16 protein-coding genes and 1 pseudogene are annotated in these 19,218 nt (G+C 48.6%); 11 read left to right on the forward strand and 6 right to left on the reverse strand.

Going from position 1 to position 19,218, the window contains the following annotated elements; all coding sequences use genetic code 11:
* Both LBW88_RS23075 and LBW88_RS23080 read left to right on the forward strand, forming a co-directional pair.
* A partial coding sequence (locus LBW88_RS23075) for an IS3 family transposase (protein ID WP_131023897.1) occupies window positions 1-109 on the forward strand: 109 nt, incomplete at its 5' end.
* Between the two features lie 56 nt (window positions 110-165).
* Entirely contained in the window at window positions 166-885 is a 720-nt protein-coding gene (locus tag LBW88_RS23080; RefSeq protein WP_224934925.1) for an NAD(P)-dependent alcohol dehydrogenase, read from the forward strand.
* A gap of 91 nt (window positions 886-976) precedes the next feature.
* On the opposite strand, the gene LBW88_RS23085 is transcribed toward LBW88_RS23080, so the two are convergent.
* Entirely contained in the window at window positions 977-1,720 is a 744-nt protein-coding gene (locus LBW88_RS23085) for an SDR family oxidoreductase (protein ID WP_224934923.1), read from the reverse strand.
* Between the two features lie 319 nt (window positions 1,721-2,039).
* Between LBW88_RS23085 and LBW88_RS23090 the strand changes: the two genes are divergently transcribed.
* The 3 genes from LBW88_RS23090 (at window position 2,040) to LBW88_RS23100 (ending at window position 5,432) form a co-directional block, all read left to right on the forward strand.
* Window positions 2,040-2,834, forward strand: a complete 795-nt coding sequence (locus LBW88_RS23090) for an SDR family NAD(P)-dependent oxidoreductase (RefSeq protein WP_224934921.1) — start codon at window positions 2,040-2,042, stop codon at window positions 2,832-2,834.
* Window positions 2,835-3,064: 230 nt separating this feature from the next.
* Window positions 3,065-3,985 (forward strand): LysR family transcriptional regulator, encoded by a 921-nt coding sequence (locus tag LBW88_RS23095; RefSeq protein WP_224934919.1) that lies wholly within the window; start codon window positions 3,065-3,067, stop codon window positions 3,983-3,985.
* Window positions 3,986-4,547: 562 nt separating this feature from the next.
* On the forward strand, window positions 4,548-5,432 hold the full coding sequence (locus LBW88_RS23100) for a RepB family plasmid replication initiator protein (protein WP_224934917.1): 885 nt from the start codon (window positions 4,548-4,550) through the stop codon (window positions 5,430-5,432).
* A 726-nt stretch (window positions 5,433-6,158) separates the two neighbouring features.
* Here LBW88_RS23100 and LBW88_RS23105 read toward each other — a convergent pair.
* Together LBW88_RS23105 and LBW88_RS23110 are read right to left on the reverse strand one after the other, a co-directional pair.
* On the reverse strand, window positions 6,159-6,845 hold the full coding sequence (locus LBW88_RS23105; protein WP_224934915.1) for a hypothetical protein: 687 nt from the start codon (window positions 6,843-6,845) through the stop codon (window positions 6,159-6,161).
* Between the two features lie 19 nt (window positions 6,846-6,864).
* Entirely contained in the window at window positions 6,865-7,602 is a 738-nt protein-coding gene (locus LBW88_RS23110) for a tyrosine-type recombinase/integrase (RefSeq protein ID WP_224934913.1), read from the reverse strand.
* A gap of 325 nt (window positions 7,603-7,927) precedes the next feature.
* Between LBW88_RS23110 and LBW88_RS23115 the strand changes: the two genes are divergently transcribed.
* The 4 genes from LBW88_RS23115 to LBW88_RS23130 all read left to right on the forward strand — a co-directional run bounded on the left by LBW88_RS23115 (window position 7,928) and on the right by LBW88_RS23130 (window position 13,609).
* Window positions 7,928-8,971: an SIR2 family protein gene (locus LBW88_RS23115; RefSeq protein WP_224934912.1), complete on the forward strand. Its 1,044-nt coding sequence runs from the start codon at window positions 7,928-7,930 to the stop codon at window positions 8,969-8,971.
* On the forward strand, window positions 8,968-10,818 hold the full coding sequence (locus LBW88_RS23120; protein WP_224934910.1) for an ATP-binding protein: 1,851 nt from the start codon (window positions 8,968-8,970) through the stop codon (window positions 10,816-10,818). The genes LBW88_RS23115 and LBW88_RS23120 overlap by 4 nt, the downstream gene beginning before the upstream one ends.
* A gap of 668 nt (window positions 10,819-11,486) precedes the next feature.
* Window positions 11,487-12,653, forward strand: a complete 1,167-nt coding sequence (gene sopA, locus LBW88_RS23125) for a plasmid-partitioning protein SopA (protein ID WP_224934909.1) — start codon at window positions 11,487-11,489, stop codon at window positions 12,651-12,653.
* Window positions 12,653-13,609 carry a ParB/RepB/Spo0J family plasmid partition protein gene (locus tag LBW88_RS23130; RefSeq protein WP_224934907.1) on the forward strand — a complete coding sequence of 319 codons (957 nt, stop codon included), beginning with the start codon at window positions 12,653-12,655 and terminating at the stop codon, window positions 13,607-13,609. The genes sopA and LBW88_RS23130 overlap by 1 nt, the downstream gene beginning before the upstream one ends.
* A 1,010-nt stretch (window positions 13,610-14,619) precedes the next feature.
* Here LBW88_RS23130 and umuC read toward each other — a convergent pair.
* Window positions 14,620-15,663 (reverse strand): annotated as a pseudogene (umuC, locus tag LBW88_RS23135) (translesion error-prone DNA polymerase V subunit UmuC); the annotation flags it as partial.
* A 324-nt stretch (window positions 15,664-15,987) separates the two neighbouring features.
* Here umuC and LBW88_RS23140 point away from each other — a divergent pair.
* Window positions 15,988-16,545: a cytochrome b/b6 domain-containing protein gene (locus LBW88_RS23140; protein ID WP_224934905.1), complete on the forward strand. Its 558-nt coding sequence runs from the start codon at window positions 15,988-15,990 to the stop codon at window positions 16,543-16,545.
* A gap of 121 nt (window positions 16,546-16,666) precedes the next feature.
* Entirely contained in the window at window positions 16,667-17,356 is a 690-nt protein-coding gene (locus LBW88_RS23145; protein ID WP_224934903.1) for a VIT family protein, read from the forward strand.
* A 53-nt stretch (window positions 17,357-17,409) separates the two neighbouring features.
* Here the strand turns inward: LBW88_RS23145 and arsC are convergent, their stop codons facing one another.
* Window positions 17,410-17,838 (reverse strand): glutaredoxin-dependent arsenate reductase, encoded by a 429-nt coding sequence (gene arsC, locus LBW88_RS23150; RefSeq protein WP_224934901.1) that lies wholly within the window; start codon window positions 17,836-17,838, stop codon window positions 17,410-17,412.
* Between the two features lie 47 nt (window positions 17,839-17,885).
* Window positions 17,886-19,169: an arsenic transporter gene (locus LBW88_RS23155; protein WP_224934899.1), complete on the reverse strand. Its 1,284-nt coding sequence runs from the start codon at window positions 19,167-19,169 to the stop codon at window positions 17,886-17,888.
* Window positions 19,170-19,218 lie beyond the last annotated feature (49 nt).

A 19,218-nucleotide genomic window follows, 5' to 3' on the forward strand; every position in this document is an offset into this window, starting at 1 on the left:
TGATTACATCGAAATGTTTTATAACAGTAAGCGTCGGCATGGTTCTAGCGATCAGATGTCACCGACAGAATATGAAAACCAGTATTATCAACGGCTCGGAAGTGTCTAGATTATCCGTGGCGATTCAGAGCGGGAATGGAACAATACTGTCAGGTAGGACCAACAATGACCTACGGAAGCCCTGTACCTGAAAGTGTAGAACCCACCGGTGTTACTCAAGGGGGGTATTCCACAGCAGCTGTAGTAAATAAAGATTTTGTTATAAAAATTCCAAAAGAATATGACCTTGCTGCTGCTGGACCAGTTATGTGTGCTGCAGTTACCGTTTACTCTCCGCTTCGCCACTGGCAGGTAAGAAAAGATTCAAAAGTGGCAATTGTAGGTATGGGAGGGCTAGGACACCTTGCAGTGAAGCTCGCCAAATCAATGGGGGCTGAAGTGGTGGTATTTACTACGTCTCCGGATAAAGCAGACGATGCCCGCCGTTTTGGTGCCCATGACGTGGTTGTAAACTACGATGCAGAAAAATTAAAAAAGTTAAACCGGCACTTTGACTTTGTGCTGGACACTGTTCCTTACCAGCATGAACTTGATCCGATCATGAACACGATGAAACGCGATGCAACACTTTGCCTCGTTGGCATCGGCAAGGTCTCTGAGCCGAATCAGTTATCACCGTTTACAACGGTATTGCGGCGCTACAGTTTTGCAGGATCGACAATTGGTGGCATACGTGAAACTCAGGAAGTGATTGATTACTGTAACCTTCACGGTATCAAACCTGACTACAGGCTTATAAAGCCTTCAGATATTAATCAGACGTGGTCAGATGTTGTCGCTAAAAAAGCCAGATATCGCTATGTGATGGATTTAAAGCAGATATGATTTGAACGGTTTGAGTGTCTGACATGATTTAATGACACTTTTTTAGAGTTTATACCATGAAAAAGAGCCCAGACCCGGGCTCTTTTAACACTTACCACCCCTGCAATGTAGGATGGATGACAATATCATTTATCGTTAAGTTCTGAGGCTTATCCAGTGCATAAGCTACTGCATCGGCAACCTCTTCAGGAGAGATTGCAATTTCATTGAGCTTTTTCGCAATACCCTTTCCTTCACTATTTTCAACCTTATCCGCCCAACCAGTGTTAATGACACCAGGGCTTATCATCGATACCTGAATGCCTTCACCTACCCCAATCTCTCTTCTCAGGCTTTCTGTGAGCCCCCTGATGAAGAATTTTGTTGCGCTATAAACACCGCTTGCGTCACCGGTATGGATACCTGCAACCGAACTCATATTAAGGATGTGACCATGTTTTTGCATAACTAATACAGGTAAGAACACAGCCAGAGCATTCAGATAACCATGGATGTTGGTATCGATCATTTTCTTCCAGTCATCCAGTGCCACATCCTTCCAGTTGGAAAACAGCATCAACCCGGCATTATTAACCAGATGATCAATTCTTCCGTACTTTTCCTGCACATATTGCCCGAGTGATTTCAGGCTCTCAATGTCGGTTACATCCGTTACTTTATAATCAGCATATCCACCACTATCCTTAATCTGATTAACGATAGATTTTAACTTTTCTTCATTCCTGGCAGCTAAAATAACTGTACCACCATGCTTAGCAATTCGAATTGCTGAAGCGGAACCAATACCTGATGACGCACCTGTAATGACAGTAACTGTTTCACTTGTAATTGACATTAAACTTCCTTTATTTGAATGAATTTCATCACAAGTCAATATAGTTTAATTTAACCACCCAGTCACAGTAAGCAATTTAAAACCTTACGACAAAACAACAAATAAAATAAATTTCTTGCTCTTTTTCATGAAGATACACTCAATGTGTTATTTTATAAATGAACCATTGAATAAAAATCATCAATAGCAAGCCATTGATTTTTAATATCTTTTACTCTAGGTGATGAATTTTTAATCAACCCGAAATACGAGTCAGAAAACAAAACATAAAATCAATGCTAGCCTTAAATTGGATTTTTAAATTCAGATGAGGATAATTATGAACAGAAAAACTGCATTGATTACCGGGGCTTCGAACGGAATTGGATACGAACTGGCGAAAATTTTCGCTAAAAATGGCTATAACATAATTGCTGTTTCTCGTGGAGAAGAGAAGTTAAATAAAGCCTGCGAAGAGTTACGGAAATCAGGCACTGAAATATTCTCCTATCCTGCTGATCTCAGCAACTATGATGATATTGAATCACTAAAAAAAAGGATTGACAGCGAAAGCTTATCAATTAATGCAATGGTCATAAATGCAGGCCAGGGCCTTGGTGGTAGATTTATCGGCGGAACTGAGCTTAGCAAAGAGCTCAATTTGATTCGTCTTAATATTGACTCCTACGTCCACCTCTCAAAAGTCTTCCTTCCCGAGCTGATAAAAAACGGTGGGGGTCATGTTCTGATGACCTCATCAGTATCAGGTACATCGCCTATCCCCTTTGAAGCCATCTACGGTGCTTCAAAGGCATTTGTTAACTCATTCTTCTGGGCCATCAGAAATGAGTTGAAAGGACAAGGTCTCAATATGACATTACTCATGCCTGGAGCAACGCAAACGAACTTCTTTAATAACGCAGGCCAGGCCAATACCAAAGTAGGAGCAAGCCAGCCAACGACACCTGAAGAGGTTGCAGAACGCGCATGGTATGCCCTCATGAGCGGCCATGAATACGTGTACGGGAGTGATGATGCTGAGCATGAGGGTGATATCCTTAACCGTATCCAAAGTGAGTCTCAGAAAGCACAGCGACATCGTTTAATCTCTGAACCGGATTCCGCTGGCCAGTAAGTCATCCGGGTAACAACGCCATGTTGTTGCCCCTTTTCCTTGATCTCCTCTCTACCGTACAGCCTTCATAGGGAGTCATCCCTTCTTCTGAGGATGCTCTTATCTCAATTTTGAAAAACAGTTAATGACACCATTGTTGAATTTAATTAAAAATAGCTCTCACGGGCCTTGTAATAATTGAATATTAATGCAAGGGCCATTTAAAAAAATTCAACGATGGAATATGGCTCATGCCTGTAAGACCAATCGCTAAACTTTCCCGCCGCGATCTTGCCGACCTTAACGCATTCCGAGCCGTTGAACGGCTACGAAGCTTTACCCAGGCTGCTGTCGAACTGGGTATAACGACTTCAGCCCTGAGTCATTCAGTTCGTAATCTTGAAGCTCGCCTCGGCGTTCGCCTTCTGAACCGGACCAGCAGAACAGTCGCGCCTACTGATGCAGGTGCTTCTCTCGCTTCGCGTCTTGAAATTGGTTTTAAAGAAATTGGCGATGCACTCGATGAGATAAACAATTTTCGAGACCGACCCGTAGGGCGACTTCGAGTGAATGCTCTCTGCGATGGCGCCCGTCTCATCCTCGCTAAGCATCTTCCACGATTTTTACAGGCCTATCCTGAAGTGGAAATTGAGATAGCAGTCGATGATAAGATGGTAGATATCGTATCTGGAGGATTCGATGCTGGTATACGTTTCGGCGGTACAGTTCCTGAAGATTTCGTGGCAGTAAAACTTGGGCATGACTTGCGATGGGTTGCCGTTGCATCACCCCGTTATCTGTTTCGTCGGCAGAAACCTGTCGTCCCTGAAGATCTACGTTCTCACTCGTGCATTCAGATCCGTATGGGGTCCGGAACGATCTACAGGTGGGAGTTCAGAAAAGGCGATGAATACCGGGCAATTGAAGTGCCAGGGCAGACGTGCGTAAATGAAACGACAATGGGTGTAGAATTGGCCCTCGGCGATGTGGGAATCACTTATTGCCTTGAAGACAGGGTTAGCGATTACATCAAACGCGGGGAACTTGTCGAAGTATTATCCGACTGGGCTCCGATAGAACCTGCAATGCATCTGTACTATCCTGGTCACAGGCAAATACCTCAGGGCCTCAGAGAGCTTATCGATATGCTCAAAGATGAAACTAATTCATAGCTTTTAGTTAAAAGAAGCGTCAATCAAAACTCTTATGTGGGCGATCAGAATTTATACGTCATACTCAGCCAGTATTTTCTGTTTACTGGCTGGGTTTAACCCAGACGTCCAAACCTGCATCATGCATCAGTCCCTCCTTCAGCCCAAAGAGATTCACAAGCCATTGTTAAATTGTCATTCCAAACACTCTCTATGATAACGGTGAGCGGCCATACAGTTTACTGTGTGGTCGTGAAGCGTTGGGCAAGCCGTCAGGCGCGGCAGTCAACTGACTTTATCAACATATCCACCGGATAGATCAATTCTTTTAAGATCATAAGAAGATCATATTGAGATCATTAGAAGATCAAAAGAGATCACAGATGCTCTATCTGAATGATCTAAAAGGTAAAAACACCACTTCGGGTATCTACTTTCATGAATAAGGTATTTACTTTCATGAGAAAGGTATCCACTTTCATGCAAAAGGTCTCTACTTTCATGGAAATGGTATTTACTTTCATGATATAAAGGTATTCACTTTCATGAAAACGCGATCTTTCTGACCCGAGGGTGTGGATAAGTGGGAAAAGATAATAAAGTCATCGATATAGACAACCCTTTTGCCATCGTCAAAAAAGATACAGAAACAGTTTATCTACTGGAGCCGAACAGCAACAAAACTGTTCAGCCGGTGGCTTTGCTGCGTCTGAGCGTCTTCACGCCCGTTGCCCCCAAGGAGAAAGGAAAGCGTGACTTCCTGATCGATGCGTCAGATGAGCTCTCAAGCCTTGAGGTGGCAAAGCGCGAGGGCTACACGGATATCAAGATCCAGGGCGCTAAGCTCAGCATGTCGACAGATTTCAAAACGTGGCTCGGCATCATTATGGCCTTCTCCACTTATGGCTACAGCAGTGAAACCATTCGGCTACCGTTCACTGAGTTCGCCAAAATGTGTGGGATCAAGTCCGCCGATCTCAACGCCCGCTCGCGTAAGCGTCTGCATGACTCGCTCTTTAGCATTTCCAGCGTGACCCTCGCCTTCAGCAGCAAGGATGGCAAGAAATCCATGTTCTCACACCTTGTACAGCGCGCCGTGCTGAACATGAACACGGATACGGTTGAGATAACAGCTGACAGCAACCTGTGGGAGCTTTACCGCTACGATCACAAAGTGCTGCTGGGCCTCAAGGCGCTCTCTGAGCTGTCCCGTAAAGAAGCCGCACAGTCTCTTTATATCTATTTTGAGAGTATGCCTGGCGGCACGCTTTACATCTCCATGAAGCGCCTGAGAGAGCGTCTGGCGATGGGCTCACCCGTCAAGCTACAGAATTCGATTATCAGGCGCGCGATGGCTGACCTGGAGAAGATAGGCTACATCGATTATACCGAGCTCAAAAAGGGCCGTGAGATCCAGTTTGTCATCAGCGGCCGCTCTCCCAAGCTTCAGGTGTTACCCGGTCACTGATTTCTCCACGGTATTCACTTTCATGCTGACGCCCATTGAAGTCTTTGCTTCCATGATGTGAAGTTCAAAGGTATTTACTTTCATGACTGAAAGGCGCGAAATGATGCCTCCTTGTCATGTTGAGGGGTATCTACTTTCATGCATCCCGCCGTAAGCTCGCCTGTTCCTGTCGCCACTGGGCGTTATGCCGTCTGTGCTTTCATGTACAGGCCGATTGGGGTATCTGCTTTCATGATGACCTTGTGGCAAAGGTATTCACTTTCATGGAAAACGCGTACCCCCCTCATGAAATGTTCATGAAAGTGGATACCTTTCTGTCGTCAATCGCTGTCTCTGCATGAAAGCAGATACCTTTCGGGGACTATTCACTGACTTCATCATGAAAGTAGATACTCTTTCATACTCGTGAGTCTCGGCTAGTCCGTACTTCATGTAAGTAGATACCTTTTCCATGAAAGTAAATACCTTCCATCTGTTTCGCTCACCAGTATGCTTTACTGTTAGTGAGTAGTTACTAACTCTTAATCTCCCCCACAACGAGGTTCGTTGACTCCGGGTTGCAACCTCAAGGCGGGGCCGGTCATTAATTCCGCCCAGGGGCGTATTGTAATAACGGCTTGTCGTGCATGGTATTCACTTTCATGAAGGGCATATGAAGACGTCAGTCAGGGTCTTCATGTTTCCCTTATCATGAAAGTAGATACCCTTTCCCTTGTGGCTACACTGTCACTTTTTTACCGGCGGCGAACTCTCCGACGTGCATTCGTCACTTGATACCGACGCCCGTTTATTAAATGCTTCCAAATCAGTCTCCAGTACCCGGGTCATTGCCGGAGTAGGCACCGATGAAAACATCAGCCACGGAAAACACCAGGTAACCATGTTCAGCAATATTGCCGGTGCCGTGTACTCAATTCCGGCCTTCCACCCTACCAGACAGGAAATCGCCAGAACCAGACTGAACGACAGGGGGAGGTTCACGTATGCGTATCCCAACCATGCGCGCCGGTACCATTTTCTATCAAAGCTGATCTGACCGTTATGTTCGCTGAGCCAGTTGCGCCATGCCGCCAGATAACGCGGCCGCTGATTAAACCGGTGACAGAACTCAACTGCCAGAGGCTGCAGCCTGTAATTAAATATCCCCGTCAGCGGATGGAGTACGAGCTGCTTAAGTTCACGTTCTGCGAGCTCTTTAGCCTCATCACTCAGGTAATCCAGCGTACGTATCTGCACCAGACGCTGCTTTTTACGGTTAAGGAGGTCACGTATCAAACCGGATGGATCCGCTTTTACCAGCCACGCGTACAGCACCGTGGCAATCATCACTCCGGCCAGCACCAGCCAAACCTGAGAGCCGAATTTAAGAATCAGCTCTACGGCCTCAATCATGCCAGAAGGCATCTTTGCCACTCCCTGTTCATTATTCTACTCAGACCGGCGGCAGGCTTCTCAGCACGGCCGCCGCCTCCGCGCCCTCTCCGCTGAACGACACCTCAAGCGTCGCCGCCACGTCGAGGGCAAACACCCGCGTGTACACCTCTATCGAGCGGGCGTCCTTGTGTCCCGCCAGCGCCTGAATGACCTTGAGCGGCTGGCGGTGGTACAGCAGGTGCATGATGTACGAGTGGCGAAACGTGTGCGGGGTCACCGGCACTGAGAGGTGCACGCCATCGTCCGCCGCGCGCTTCACCGCCGCCTTCAGCCAGTTGCGCATGGTTTCATCCGTCACGGACCACAGCGGCTCGCGCCGCTTCGGGCGCTCGCTCGCCATCCACACCTCGACCTGGCGCACAAAGGCGGGATCGGTGAGCGGCACCAGGCGCACGGCGTCTTTCGGCGGCCGGCCCCGCCGGCTCCGCACCTTTTCCGACAGAATGCGCACGAACGGGCGCGGCCCGTCGATGACGAACGACTCCGGGGTGAACGTGCAGCCCTCGCCGATGCGCGCGCCGGTGTTCCACAGCGCGTTAAAGAAAAAGTGGTGGCGCCGGTCGGGCATGTAGTGCAGCAGCGCGGCGACCTCGGGGGCGAGCAGGTAGAACGGTGTCACGCCGTTGGCGGTGGCCCAGCGCCTGAGCGCTACCGCGGTGGCAAAGTCGGCGCCCGGCGCGAAGGACAGCGCCGTCACGCGCCCTGTTAAATTCTGCTGGGGTATCAGGCTGTTCATCCGTTAATTTTCACGTAGCGACGTCGGGGTCTGTGAAGGCTATTTTCGCCGCCCCTTACCGGCGGGGAAAGCGGAATAAATCGCGGAAAAAGGATCCGGGATTTGGTTTTACCCGCAGATTAGCGCCTTATCCAAAGCAGGTAAAGGATCCTTTTTCACCGTAAAACCGCCCCACCCCGCGCGCAGCATGGGCTGTGGGTCCGATCCGTGCGTTTGGTATAAATGGGGTAAAGCCAGGTCAGTGAAGAAGTGATGTAAAAGAGCGCAACTCGGCGGTAAGATGTTTTTATACAGATAAATCCTAAAAACCTCAGGGACGTGTCAGATGGCAGTGAAGCGCGCTTATTACGGGAGTGAAGCAGACAGGGACTACTTCGAGCGGGTGTTCCAGTCGGCTAATATTAACTTTCTTATTGGCTCCGGCGCGTCGTTGCCGGCCATTCGGGTGCTGGGGAATATTGAAACCGAGCTGCAGCGCCTTATCGAGGATGAAAATGAAGATGGGTATTTTGAGAAAGCAGCAACCTTTCTCGGTTCGGTCTGGCGACCGCACGAGAAGCTGCTGGGTCACAGCACAATATCACCGGTTCCTGCGGGTCTGACCGACAGACTTAAGCAGTCACAGGATAATTATGATCATTTTCTCACGGCCCTTGAACGCATTCTGACGCGCCGTCGGACAGGTCTACTGCCCCGTCGTATCAATGTTTTCACCACTAATTATGATATGTTTATTGAAGACGCAGGCATTCGAAACAGCAATATTATACTCAACGACGGATTCAACAGGCGCGCCAATCTCTTGGGCAATGATGCTTTTGATGCAGGAAGTTTTTATCATACGATCAGCGCTACAGGAAATCTGTATAACTACAAGGTTGAGTTGCCAACTGTAAATCTGATCAAAATGCACGGTTCATTGTCCTGGACGCGTAAAGAAGAAAAAATAATTTATCAATTTCCAGAATCTGAACCCTCTCGAATTAAAGTTAAAAGTGTAAGAAAAAAATGGGTACTGTCTCATTGCATGATATTACCCAGGAAAGAAAAGTTCAAAGAAACGCTATTGCAAAACGTGTATTATGATTTACTCAGAACTTATTCCAATGAGCTTGATAAAGAAGCTACATTGCTGATTGTTTTTGGTTTCTCGTTTGCTGATGAACATATTGAAACTCTTACCAAGAAAGCACTCCGCAACGCTACACTGAAAGTGTTGGTTTTTGCCTATAGCGATGATGATGTGACAAACTTCATGGCTAAGTTCGGGGAGTTTTCGAACGTGGAAATCATATATCTTCCCGGAAAAAATCTCACCTTTCAGGTAATGAATAACATTATCACCTGTTATCTTGGTGGCACCCGATGAATGCAAAATATATTGATGAAGAGGCCGTTCTTCGTATAGGTGAGGTCTGTGAAGTTTCAGGTCGAGCCATTACCATCATGGTCGATAAGAATAAAAATCTAAGCGATCTGTTCTTTCAGGGCAAGATACTGCGAAATGTATCTGTTGGAAGTTTTATTGAAATCAAGAAGGGTTTCACGAGCCTTATTGCGAAGGTTGAAGCCGAAAAAATCGTTGAAGAAAAGCACCCCTCCGGTAGCGGCAGCGATGCTTGGCGGTACCGCCGATACCTTTCAGCATCACTGACGGGCTATATCAACAGAAGCAACAACTTCATCGGTGGCTCGCGTGAACTGCCGCTTATCGGTAATGAAGCTTTTATTGTCACCGAGTCTATAATTCGTACGATCCACAGCATTGCCGATGAAGACGAAGCGGTAATGAACTTTACCCGAACGGAGCTTGAGGATATTGAGATTGCACTGCCGGTGAATGGTCTGATGAATTCGCACATTGCGATTTTCGGGAATACGGGTAGCGGGAAATCGAATACCTTGGCGGCTCTTTACCAGGCGGGTACGTCTGAAATGAAAGCGTTGCTGGGCGAGCGTTTTTCAGAGCGTTGCCGTTTCTTACTGTTCGATTTTAATGGGGAGTATACGGATGAACACTGCATTACACAGAACAAAACGGTCTACAATCTGAATACTCATAATGCAAGGGGGAGCAAGCTTCCACTGCCCCGTGAAGTGCTTCTGGAACATGACATGCTCTCTGTCCTCACTGATGCTACTGACAAGACGCAAAAGCCATTTTTGAAGCGAGTACTGGATTTTCAGTCAGAAGTCATGAGTGCTGAAAATCCAGTGGAGTATATGAGAAATATGCTTAAAAAGAAAATTAAGCAGAATCTTTCCAGTGGTGACAAGGTAAAATCCGAAGCAGTTAATGCAATGTTCGTTCCTATATTTTTAGACGATCCAGAATTATTTTCAGATCTCGAGTTTCACTCTGGTAGCTATAAGTGGAAAATTGTTGGTCATAAATATTATTTTAATTCAGAACGCGATGTTGAGGCTGCCTATATTTACAAAAAGGCATGCGCATTTAAATTCAAAAGAGACATGATTGCTAATCTTCTGGATTTCATGTGGCTTAAGCTTATCTATGAATTCCTCTCAAATAAATCTAATCCCGAACATGTTTCACCTGTTATTAATAGGATGAATACTAACCGTAAGGATATCGCCAAGATATTTGATACGTCAGGTAAAAAAGATTTCTGGGATGATGAGAATTTCACTGTTATTAACCTCAACATGGTTAACATAACGATGAAGAAAATGCTTCCTCTTTTGATAGCTAAATGGGCTTACAATATGAAGAAGATGTCTTCAATACCCTCAACTCTGCATCTTATTATTGATGAAGCCCATAATATACTGTCCAACACATCTTCCAGAGAAACGGAAAGCTGGAAAGATTACAGGTTGGAAACCTTTGAAGAGATCATTAAGGAAGGTCGAAAGTTTGGTGTGTTCGTGACTATCTCAAGTCAGCGTCCTAATGATATCTCCCCCACAATCGTCTCTCAGGCGCACAACTACTTTATTCACCGGCTTATTAATCAGAATGATCTTTACGCCATAGAAAAATCTGTTTCTTACATTGATAAGCTGACCGAGGCATCCATCCCCACCCTCTCGACAGGAACGTGTATTTTCAGCGGCGTTGTTTGCCCGATGCCACTCAAACTGAGGATTGCCGAACTTCCGAAACTCCAGAAACCGCAAAGTCATACCATCAGTTTCAGCGATCTGCGTGCGGAGGAAATTGCTCCCGGTGACCCGAACGAGTCAGTTCTCTGACTCCGCCAGTTAAATCTCGCGGGAAGTTTAAGCAATTCACGAAATCATTGAAATTCAGTTCGTTGCCTGCCTGTGCAGGTCCAGAGTCGGATACACGATGTCGGCCTGCTGGCTATTGAGACAAGCCAACATGATAAAATTCGGTCAGGATCTTGTTGTGCCTTCATCCTGAATCCCCCTGCCATCTGCAACAGAACCCGCCATGTGAAGTCCGCTGAGCAATTCCGCTTATATCTTCGAGCAGAGCTGCTAGCTCCACGCTCACCGGTTCTGGGTTAGAGGCTCTGATTCATCCCATTACCTTGGTTTGATATCGCGTCTCTGTGTAAATTCTGAATAAGTTTCTGTCCTCTAGCCATGCAGAATTCACATAGCGCTGCCAGACAATTAAGCTCTTTTATGTTTTTGTATCCTCTGTTCGCACTTCACGCGGCAAGACAGGAGTATCGCAGGTTTTCTTCAAACGATTTTCTCAGTTCGCATGCAAACATTTATAACAACTTAACATCATTCCCAAGCCCTTAAATCGGATTGCGGTATCAGCATCATCTCCACACCAACAGCATACATACTTTGCACTAATCCACTACATTTGCAAATTTGGTGTTGCTTTGCATCAATTATCAAGATTTAATGAAAGGATGCAAAGTTGATAATGGAGAGTGTTCGTGGGATTAATGAATACGCTGGATCAGTGTATCGCCGCAGGTCACGAGATGACCAAAGCTATTGCGGTGGCTCAGTTTAATGATGACAGTCCGGAGGCTCGAAAAATAACCCGCAGATGGCGGGTTGGTGAAGCGGCCGATCTTATTGGCGTTTCGCCGCAGGCTATTCGTGATGCGGAGAAAGTCGGGCGACTCCCCTACCCCGATCTGGAGATGCGCGGGCGTGTGGAACAGCGCGTGGGCTATACCATAGAGCAGATCAATCACATGAGGGATGTTTTCGGGACCCGGTTGCGCCGGCCCGATGAAAGTATCCCTCCCGTGATTGGCGTGGCTGCTCATAAAGGCGGCGTTTACAAAACTTCTGTGTCAGTTCACCTGGCGCAGGATCTGGCGCTAAAAGGTCTTCGCGTACTGCTTGTTGAAGGGAACGATCCGCAGGGTACCGCCTCTATGTACCACGGATGGGTGCCGGACCTGCACATTCACGCTGACGATACGCTGCTGCCCTTCTACCTCGGCGAACGCGATGATGCCTTTTATGCCATCAGGCCTACCTGTTGGCCTGGGCTTGATATCATCCCTTCCTGCCTGGCACTACACCGTATTGAAACCGAGCTTATGGGGCGATATGACGAGGGCAAGCTGCCAACCGAGCCTCACATGATGCTCAGGCTGGCTATTGAATCTGTTGCCCAGGATTACGACGTAGTGGTCATCGACAGTGCACCAAATTTGGGTATTGGTACCATTAACGTGGTGTGTGCAGCGGACGTACTGATCGTGCCTACACCGGCTGAGTTGTTTGACTACACCTCTGCGCTTCAGTTCTTCGATATGCTCCGCGATCTCTTGAAGAACGTAGATCTTCAAGGGTTTGAGCCTGATGTCCGTATTCTGCTGACCAAGTACAGTAACAACAACGGCTCACAATCACCGTGGATGGAAGAGCAAATACGCGATGCTTGGGGCGGAATGGTACTCAAGAATGTCGTCCGCGAAACCGATGAGGTTGGTAAAGGCCAGATCAGGATGCGCACCGTGTTCGAACAAGCCATCGATCAGCGCTCCTCTACCGGTGCCTGGCGCAATGCGCTGGCCATATGGGAGCCTGTATGCAATGAAATCTTTGACCGCCTGATTAAACCGCGCTGGGAGATCCGCTGATGAAACGTGCACCCATTATTCCCAAATCTTCGCCCTCCTCTTCTGCTGGCGCTCAGTCCTCTGCACCCGCTGCACCGATGGTTGATTCTCTGATCGCTCGCGTCGGCGGAATGACCAAAGGAAATTCTATTGTGTTGCCCGTTTGCGGACGGGATGTAAAGTTCACGCTGGAAACTGTACCAGCGGGTCAGGTAGAAAAGTCCACTCACGTCTGGGGGGGTAATGAGCGGGTACAAGAGTTTCTGACAGAAGACGCCCTTGATGATCTCATCCCCTCTTTCCTGCTGAACGGGCAGCAAAACCCGGCCTTTGGTCGCCAGGTTAACGGTGGGATTGAAGTTGCTGATGGCAGCCGCAGGCGTATGACCGCTATCCTGACTTCTTCGGAGTATCGCGTGCTGCTTGGCGATCTGGACGATGAACAGATGGATTCGTTGTGTAAGCTCGGAAATGACTACCGACCTACCAGTGCTTACGAACGAGGCAAGCGCTACGCGATGAGGCTGGAGAGAGAGTTTGCAAACAATATTTCAGCTCTCGCTGATGCTGAAGGCATTTCTCGTAAAATCATTACGCGCTGCCTGAACACGGCCAGACTACCCACTGACGTCATCTCCCTCTTCTCGCATCCTGGAGAACTTTCGGCAAGAGCCGGTGAACAGTTATTTAAAGCATTTGAAGGTAAAGAGTCATTGCTGGCTGATCAAACTCAAACCCTTATTGCAGGTCGTAAAAACGGTCTGCTTTATGAATCAGATGAAATCATTCAGGAACTGAATGCGGGGCTAACTAAAGGCACCCTTGTGGTGCGGGAGCCTGCAATCAAGAAGGATTTTGCTCCGGGGGCGACTGCGCAGTACAAAGGCAATAAAGTGTTGTTCAGTCTGGACAGAACCAGAGTTCCCGAGTCTCTTATTGCACAGTTTGAAGAACTGCTCACAAGGCTCCAGCATTAAACATTGTCTTGGGACCGTGGTCCCAGATAGAAGACCTAGTTCTCCGCGTTTAAATGTAACAGTACAAATCATTTCACAAAGTCCTTGCTCTGTAACATGCCGATGTAACAGCCTGACAGCTGGGACCATGGTCCCAGCTGTCAGATATCCTTTTCTGTGTACGCCCCGGGCTTTGCAAGATTCATATCCTTAATATGCAGCAACTAACTCAATGGCCGTTGGGACCGTGGTCCCACCAATGAGATCCCTCGAAGCTGCGTGCTCATATTTTTTCCGCTTGATGCCTCAGTCAGTAACGACATTATTTGGTCTTAGTCCAAGTGGGACCGTGGTTCTAACGTATCTCGGTTAGGAAGCGAACCTGAGTTTTTTGGTACCACGGCCGTTGCTCTCGCCATATCATTGATAGCTTAAAATCATGATAAATTTGACCCTTGCTGGGACCACGGTCCCAGCAGCCTTTACTGATTCAGATGGAATATCTTGCTGGGTTATTTACTTACTCACACAGTAACTGGCAATTGGGACCATTGTCCCAATTGTTGATGAACCACTAGCGAGAATTATTTTTCCGTGAAGGCTAGGCTGGGACCACGGTCCCAGTACACTCAAAAAAATTGATATTTTCTGTTGGGACCGTGGTCCCAACTCACTGGTCATAAGGTCGGAAATATTAAGCTTTTGATTGGTACTTCAACAGGTACTTATCCCCATTGAACATAGCTGCGTCAGGATGTGACTGTTTAACATGCACACACTAAATATATGGTCACGCTATGTTAATCCAGTGAGCACTCCTGCAGCAGGCCGATACACCATTTAACTGCGAGCATCCCACTAAAGTCTTTAAGAGAATGGCATGTTAGAATGCCGGAAAACAGCAAACACCCCTAAGGAAGTACATTACTGCAAGGGTATTTATTCAATACAGATCATATCCTTCGTACTTAGACGGTGGTTAAGGTGAAGTTGAAAACCTCCTTGAGTCGAAGTCAACGGAACCACTTTTCCTACAACACGCGCGCAACAGGAATATCTGCCCAGCGTGTTGTCCATGCGGGGCTGAGCATTTCACGCTTCATCTTCCATTCGGTATTAATGCCTTGACCCGCAAACCAGAGATTTCCCAGCCCGGACTGATTGATGCCGTCTAGTACCTTCATCAACTGTGCGCTGTTGGGGCGGGGGGCGTTCTCATCGAACAGGTTCAACTGGCTGACGCCGTTGGGTGTAAAGTCATCAAGCATAATGCCGGCTTTCATATAACGGCGGCCTTCCAGCCAGATGCGGTCCAGCGAGCGCATCGCCACAGCAATCACATCGCGGGTATCCTGAGTAGGAAAACTGAGGTTTTCACCGGCGCTGTTGCCATAAAACACCTCACCTTGAGCGTGAGGGGAAGTGCGAATAAATATCCCCACGCGCCGGCAGAACTGCCGTTCTCCCCGAAGCTTTTCTGATGCGCGTGTTGCGTACTGACAGAGTGCCTGCTGCATGGCCACTTTTGATGTAATGCGTTCGCCGAAGGATCGCGAACAGACAATCTGCTGCTTGGCGGGCGTAAACTCTTCCAGTGGGATGCAGGATTCACCATTAAGTTCGCGCACGGTACGCTCAAGCACCACGCTGAAATTTTTGCGAATGAGAGCAGGGTGCGCCCGCGACAGTTGCAGGGCGTTTTCGATGCCCATGATATTCAGCTTCTTAGCAATGCGCCTACCAACGCCCCAGATCTCCTCGACCGGCTGGTTTTGCAGGAGGGTGGCTGTACGTTTGGGATTCCCCGGTGTCAGTGCCAGCACTCCCCGGAACTGCTTCCACTCTTTACTGGCCCATTGAGCGCTTTTGGCCAGGGTTTTGGTGTGCCCCATGCCTACGCCGACAGTTAGACCGGTTGTGGCCAGCACGTGCGCACGCAGGCGCCGCCCGAAGTGTTCGAAGTCCTCACACCCATCGATGCCGGTTAAATCCAGGAACATTTCGTCAATGGAGTACTGCTCTACCTTCGGCGTCATCTCCTCAAGCGCCGTCATGACCCTCTGCGAAAGACTATGGTTTATGTGGAATGGAAATTCTAGCGAAACTTAGCTGCATAACTGTGTGTGATATGACGTTCTAATGCAGCTTTAACATGCTTATCTGGTGCAGTGAACATACAGAAGTTAGAAGGGGAAAGATAAGGGCGCTTGTACGATAAAATGCAGAAGTGTCGAACCAGATATTTAAAATTGATGACCAACGGATAATTTCTTAAACGGCGCATTAAGTAATAATGGAACTCATTATCATCTTGTTTTATATGAAATTATGAATGAGCTAAGGTTGTTTTAATCTTGAAGGAAAAAAATAGCTTTAATTCCTTTGCTCATGGTGAAATCATGAAAAACAAAATTTTGGCATTACTCCCGCATGACTATGCGCCCTTTTTTCGGGCTCTTCACATTTCTGTAGCTCTGCTGATTCTGTCCCAGATTGTCAATTCCAACCTGACTGAACGTGAGGCGCTGAGTGAGCACAGCTTTGTCTCACTGGTCACCTGGTTACATATCATTTCTGGTTTTATGTTGATTTTACTCGGCATAACTCTGCTGGTATGGATGCTGACGCAACGCGGTTTCAGATGGTACTTTGCCTGGGTGACTTTAGATTTAAGCGGTATTAAAACCGATCTGTTACAGCTGGCCCGGTTGAAACTGCCCGAAGCCGGCAAAGGGGGGATCGCTGCGACAATTCAGGGCCTTGGTGTTATCTCTCTGCTTCTGGTTGCTGTCTCTGGCGGCATGTGGTTCATGGCCAATAGTCTACTGGGGTTGCCCGTAGAGACTGCCAGATACTATCTCCACTGGCACAAATTTCTGACAACGTTTATTGAAATTTTTTTTTACGCACACGGAGCCATGGGACTTTTACATATGCTTCTCAGTTGGGAGGATTAATTCAAGCCTTCTTGTTGTCAACCTGACTTTTTATCATTACACATCAGATGATTAACGTTACTGAGGAATACAGATAAAGTGTTGAATTCCTGTCAGTGTAAACCTTTATGAAGAGCCAATCATGGGCCATGATGAATCTCATAAGATTTCCCGTTCCAGTGTTCTCCGTGCTGCTGTTATGGGGGCTAACGACGGTATTGTATCGACTGCCAGCATTCTGACTGGCGTTGCTGCGGGCGGTGGCAGCCACAATAGTATTTTACTGGCTGGTATTGCAGGTGTCGTGGCCGGTGCGATGTCAATGGCTACAGGTGAGTATGTTTCAGTTTCGTCCCAGGCCGATACCGAAAGGGCTGCGCTTGCTGAGGAGCAGAGGGAACTGGATCAAAACTTCACGGGTGAAATGCAAGAACTCACGGCCATTTATGTTCACCGGGGTCTCAATCCGGATCTTGCCCGGCAGGTAGCGGTGGCATTGATGAAACACGATGCGCTCAATGCCCATGCCCGCGATGAACTTGGAATAACTGAATTCAGCACCGCCAGACCTTTAATGGCGGTATTGTTTTCTGCGGGAAGTTTTATGGTCGGCGCGTTTTTGCCACTGAGTTCCGTCATGCTTATTTCTGGACCAGTGAGCATTATGCGTATTGTCATTACAGCAATGCTTTCTCTTGTATTGCTGGGAGCCCTGTCTGCGAAAGCGGGTGGGGCACCTGTTTTTCGCAGTGTGATCCGTGTGAGTTTCTGGAGCAGCCTGGCGATGGCTGCATCTGGTTTAACAGGGAGTCTGTTCAGCCATTTTACATGAGGATGACAGCTTCAGCGGAAACTAAACGTTGTCATGGAAGACGACAGTGTCTGTCATTTAATCAAACGACCGCCCAACGTATCGATTATCACTTCACCATCCTCTTTTGTGAACGGGCCCTGTTGCGGATCTGGCAGGATGTCCAGGACTACCTCTGAAGGGCGGCAAAGCTTCGTTCCCAGCGGCGTGACCACTATCGGGCGATTAATCAGGATCGGGTGAGCCAGCATGGCGTCCAGCAGCTGTTCATCAGAGAAACTGTCGCTGGTGAGGCCCAGCTGTTCATACGGGTCAGTATTTTTACGCAGCAGCGCCCGTACGCCGGTACCCATCGCTGCAATCAGCGCCTCAAGCTTTTCACGCGTCGGCGGGGTTTCAAGGTAATGGATCACGACGGGTTCTGCGCCGCTGTTGCGGATCAGCGCCAGCGTATTACGCGAAGTGCCGCAGGCGGGATTGTGATAAATGGTGATGTCAGACATGGTAAAACCTCGTGTAAGGGGGCCGCATGCGCCGCCCCGGATTATCGTCAGATCGACAGACGCAGCGCGAGCGCGGCGAGCGTAACGGTCAGCACCGGCAGCGTCATGACGATGCCGACCCGGAAGTAGTAACCCCAGCTGATACGGATGTTTTTCTGTGACAGCACGTGCAGCCATAGGAGTGTTGCCAGGCTGCCAATTGGCGTGATTTTTGGCCCAAGATCGCAGCCGATAATGTTGGCGTAAATCATGGCCTCACGCACGAGACCCTGTGCCGAACTGGCATTAATGGAAAGCGCGCCAATCAGCACCGTGGGCATGTTGTTCATGACGGATGAGAGGAGGGCGGTGAGATACCCGGTTCCCATCGCCGCCTCCCAGACGCCCGAAGCGGAGAAATCGTTGAGCAGCGTGGTCAGATACGCCGTCAGTCCGGCATTACGCAGCCCGTAGACCACCAGGTACATGCCCAGTGAAAATACCACTATCTGCCAGGGCGCATTGCGCAGCACCTTGCGGGTATCAATCACGTGGCCGCGCCGCGCGACCAGCCAGAGGATCAGTGCGCCGACAGCCGCGACCAGGCTCACCGGCACGCCGAGCGGTTCCAGCGCAAAGAAGCCAGCCAGCAGCAAAATGAGCACCACCCACCCGGTGCGAAACGTGCTGATATCGTGGATGGCGTCGCGTGGCGCTTTGAGCTTCGCCTCGTCATACTTTGCCGGGATTTCCTTTCGGAAAAACAGGTGCAGCATAATGAGCGTCGCCAGCACCGAAGCAATATTGACCGGCACCATAACCGACGCGTAATCACGGAATCCCAGATGGAAGAAGTCCGCCGAAACAATATTGACCAGGTTGGACACGATAAGCGGCAGACTGGACGTATCGGCGATAAAACCCGCCGCCATGACGAACGCCAGGGTCGCACCCCGGCTGAATCCAAGCGCCAGAAGCATGGCAATCACGATCGGCGTCAGTATCAGCGCCGCACCATCATTCGCAAACAGCGCTGCCACCGACGCGCCCAGCAGCACGATATACGTGAACAGCAGCTTTCCGCTGCCGCCACCCCAGCGCGCTACGTGCAGCGCTGCCCACTCAAAAAATCCTGACTCATCCAGCAGCAGGCTGATGATGATCACCGCAATGAACGTGGCCGTGGCGTTCCAGACTATCTGCCAGACCACGGGAATATCCCCCATGTGTACCACGCCCGTAATCAACGCCAGCGCGGCTCCGGCCACCGCGCTCCATCCGATGCTGAGCCCGCGCGGCTGCCAGATGACGAACACCAGGGTGAGAATAAAAATTGCGCCTGCCAGCAGCATGCTGCCTCCTTTTTAATTAACTAATGCCAAATATATTCGAATAAACGAA

The organism is Pantoea sp. alder81, from assembly GCF_020179835.1.
GTDB lineage: Bacteria > Pseudomonadota > Gammaproteobacteria > Enterobacterales > Enterobacteriaceae > Pantoea.

What these genes read in the sequence shown, in the direction of transcription:
- arsC (WP_224934901.1), bottom strand. Translation starts at nt 17,838, where the DNA reads ATGTCTGACATCACCATTTATCACAATCCCGCCTGCGGCACTTCGCGT.
- LBW88_RS23120 (WP_224934910.1), top strand. Translation starts at nt 8,968, where the DNA reads ATGAATGCAAAATATATTGATGAAGAGGCCGTTCTTCGTATAGGTGAG.
- LBW88_RS23090 (WP_224934921.1), top strand. Translation starts at nt 2,040, where the DNA reads ATGAACAGAAAAACTGCATTGATTACCGGGGCTTCGAACGGAATTGGA.
- LBW88_RS23095 (WP_224934919.1), top strand. Translation starts at nt 3,065, where the DNA reads ATGCCTGTAAGACCAATCGCTAAACTTTCCCGCCGCGATCTTGCCGAC.
- LBW88_RS23110 (WP_224934913.1), bottom strand. Translation starts at nt 7,602, where the DNA reads ATGAACAGCCTGATACCCCAGCAGAATTTAACAGGGCGCGTGACGGCG.
- LBW88_RS23080 (WP_224934925.1), top strand. Translation starts at nt 166, where the DNA reads ATGACCTACGGAAGCCCTGTACCTGAAAGTGTAGAACCCACCGGTGTT.
- LBW88_RS23155 (WP_224934899.1), bottom strand. Translation starts at nt 19,169, where the DNA reads ATGCTGCTGGCAGGCGCAATTTTTATTCTCACCCTGGTGTTCGTCATC.
- LBW88_RS23130 (WP_224934907.1), top strand. Translation starts at nt 12,653, where the DNA reads ATGAAACGTGCACCCATTATTCCCAAATCTTCGCCCTCCTCTTCTGCT.
- LBW88_RS23115 (WP_224934912.1), top strand. Translation starts at nt 7,928, where the DNA reads ATGGCAGTGAAGCGCGCTTATTACGGGAGTGAAGCAGACAGGGACTAC.
- LBW88_RS23140 (WP_224934905.1), top strand. Translation starts at nt 15,988, where the DNA reads ATGAAAAACAAAATTTTGGCATTACTCCCGCATGACTATGCGCCCTTT.
- LBW88_RS23085 (WP_224934923.1), bottom strand. Translation starts at nt 1,720, where the DNA reads ATGTCAATTACAAGTGAAACAGTTACTGTCATTACAGGTGCGTCATCA.
- LBW88_RS23145 (WP_224934903.1), top strand. Translation starts at nt 16,667, where the DNA reads ATGGGCCATGATGAATCTCATAAGATTTCCCGTTCCAGTGTTCTCCGT.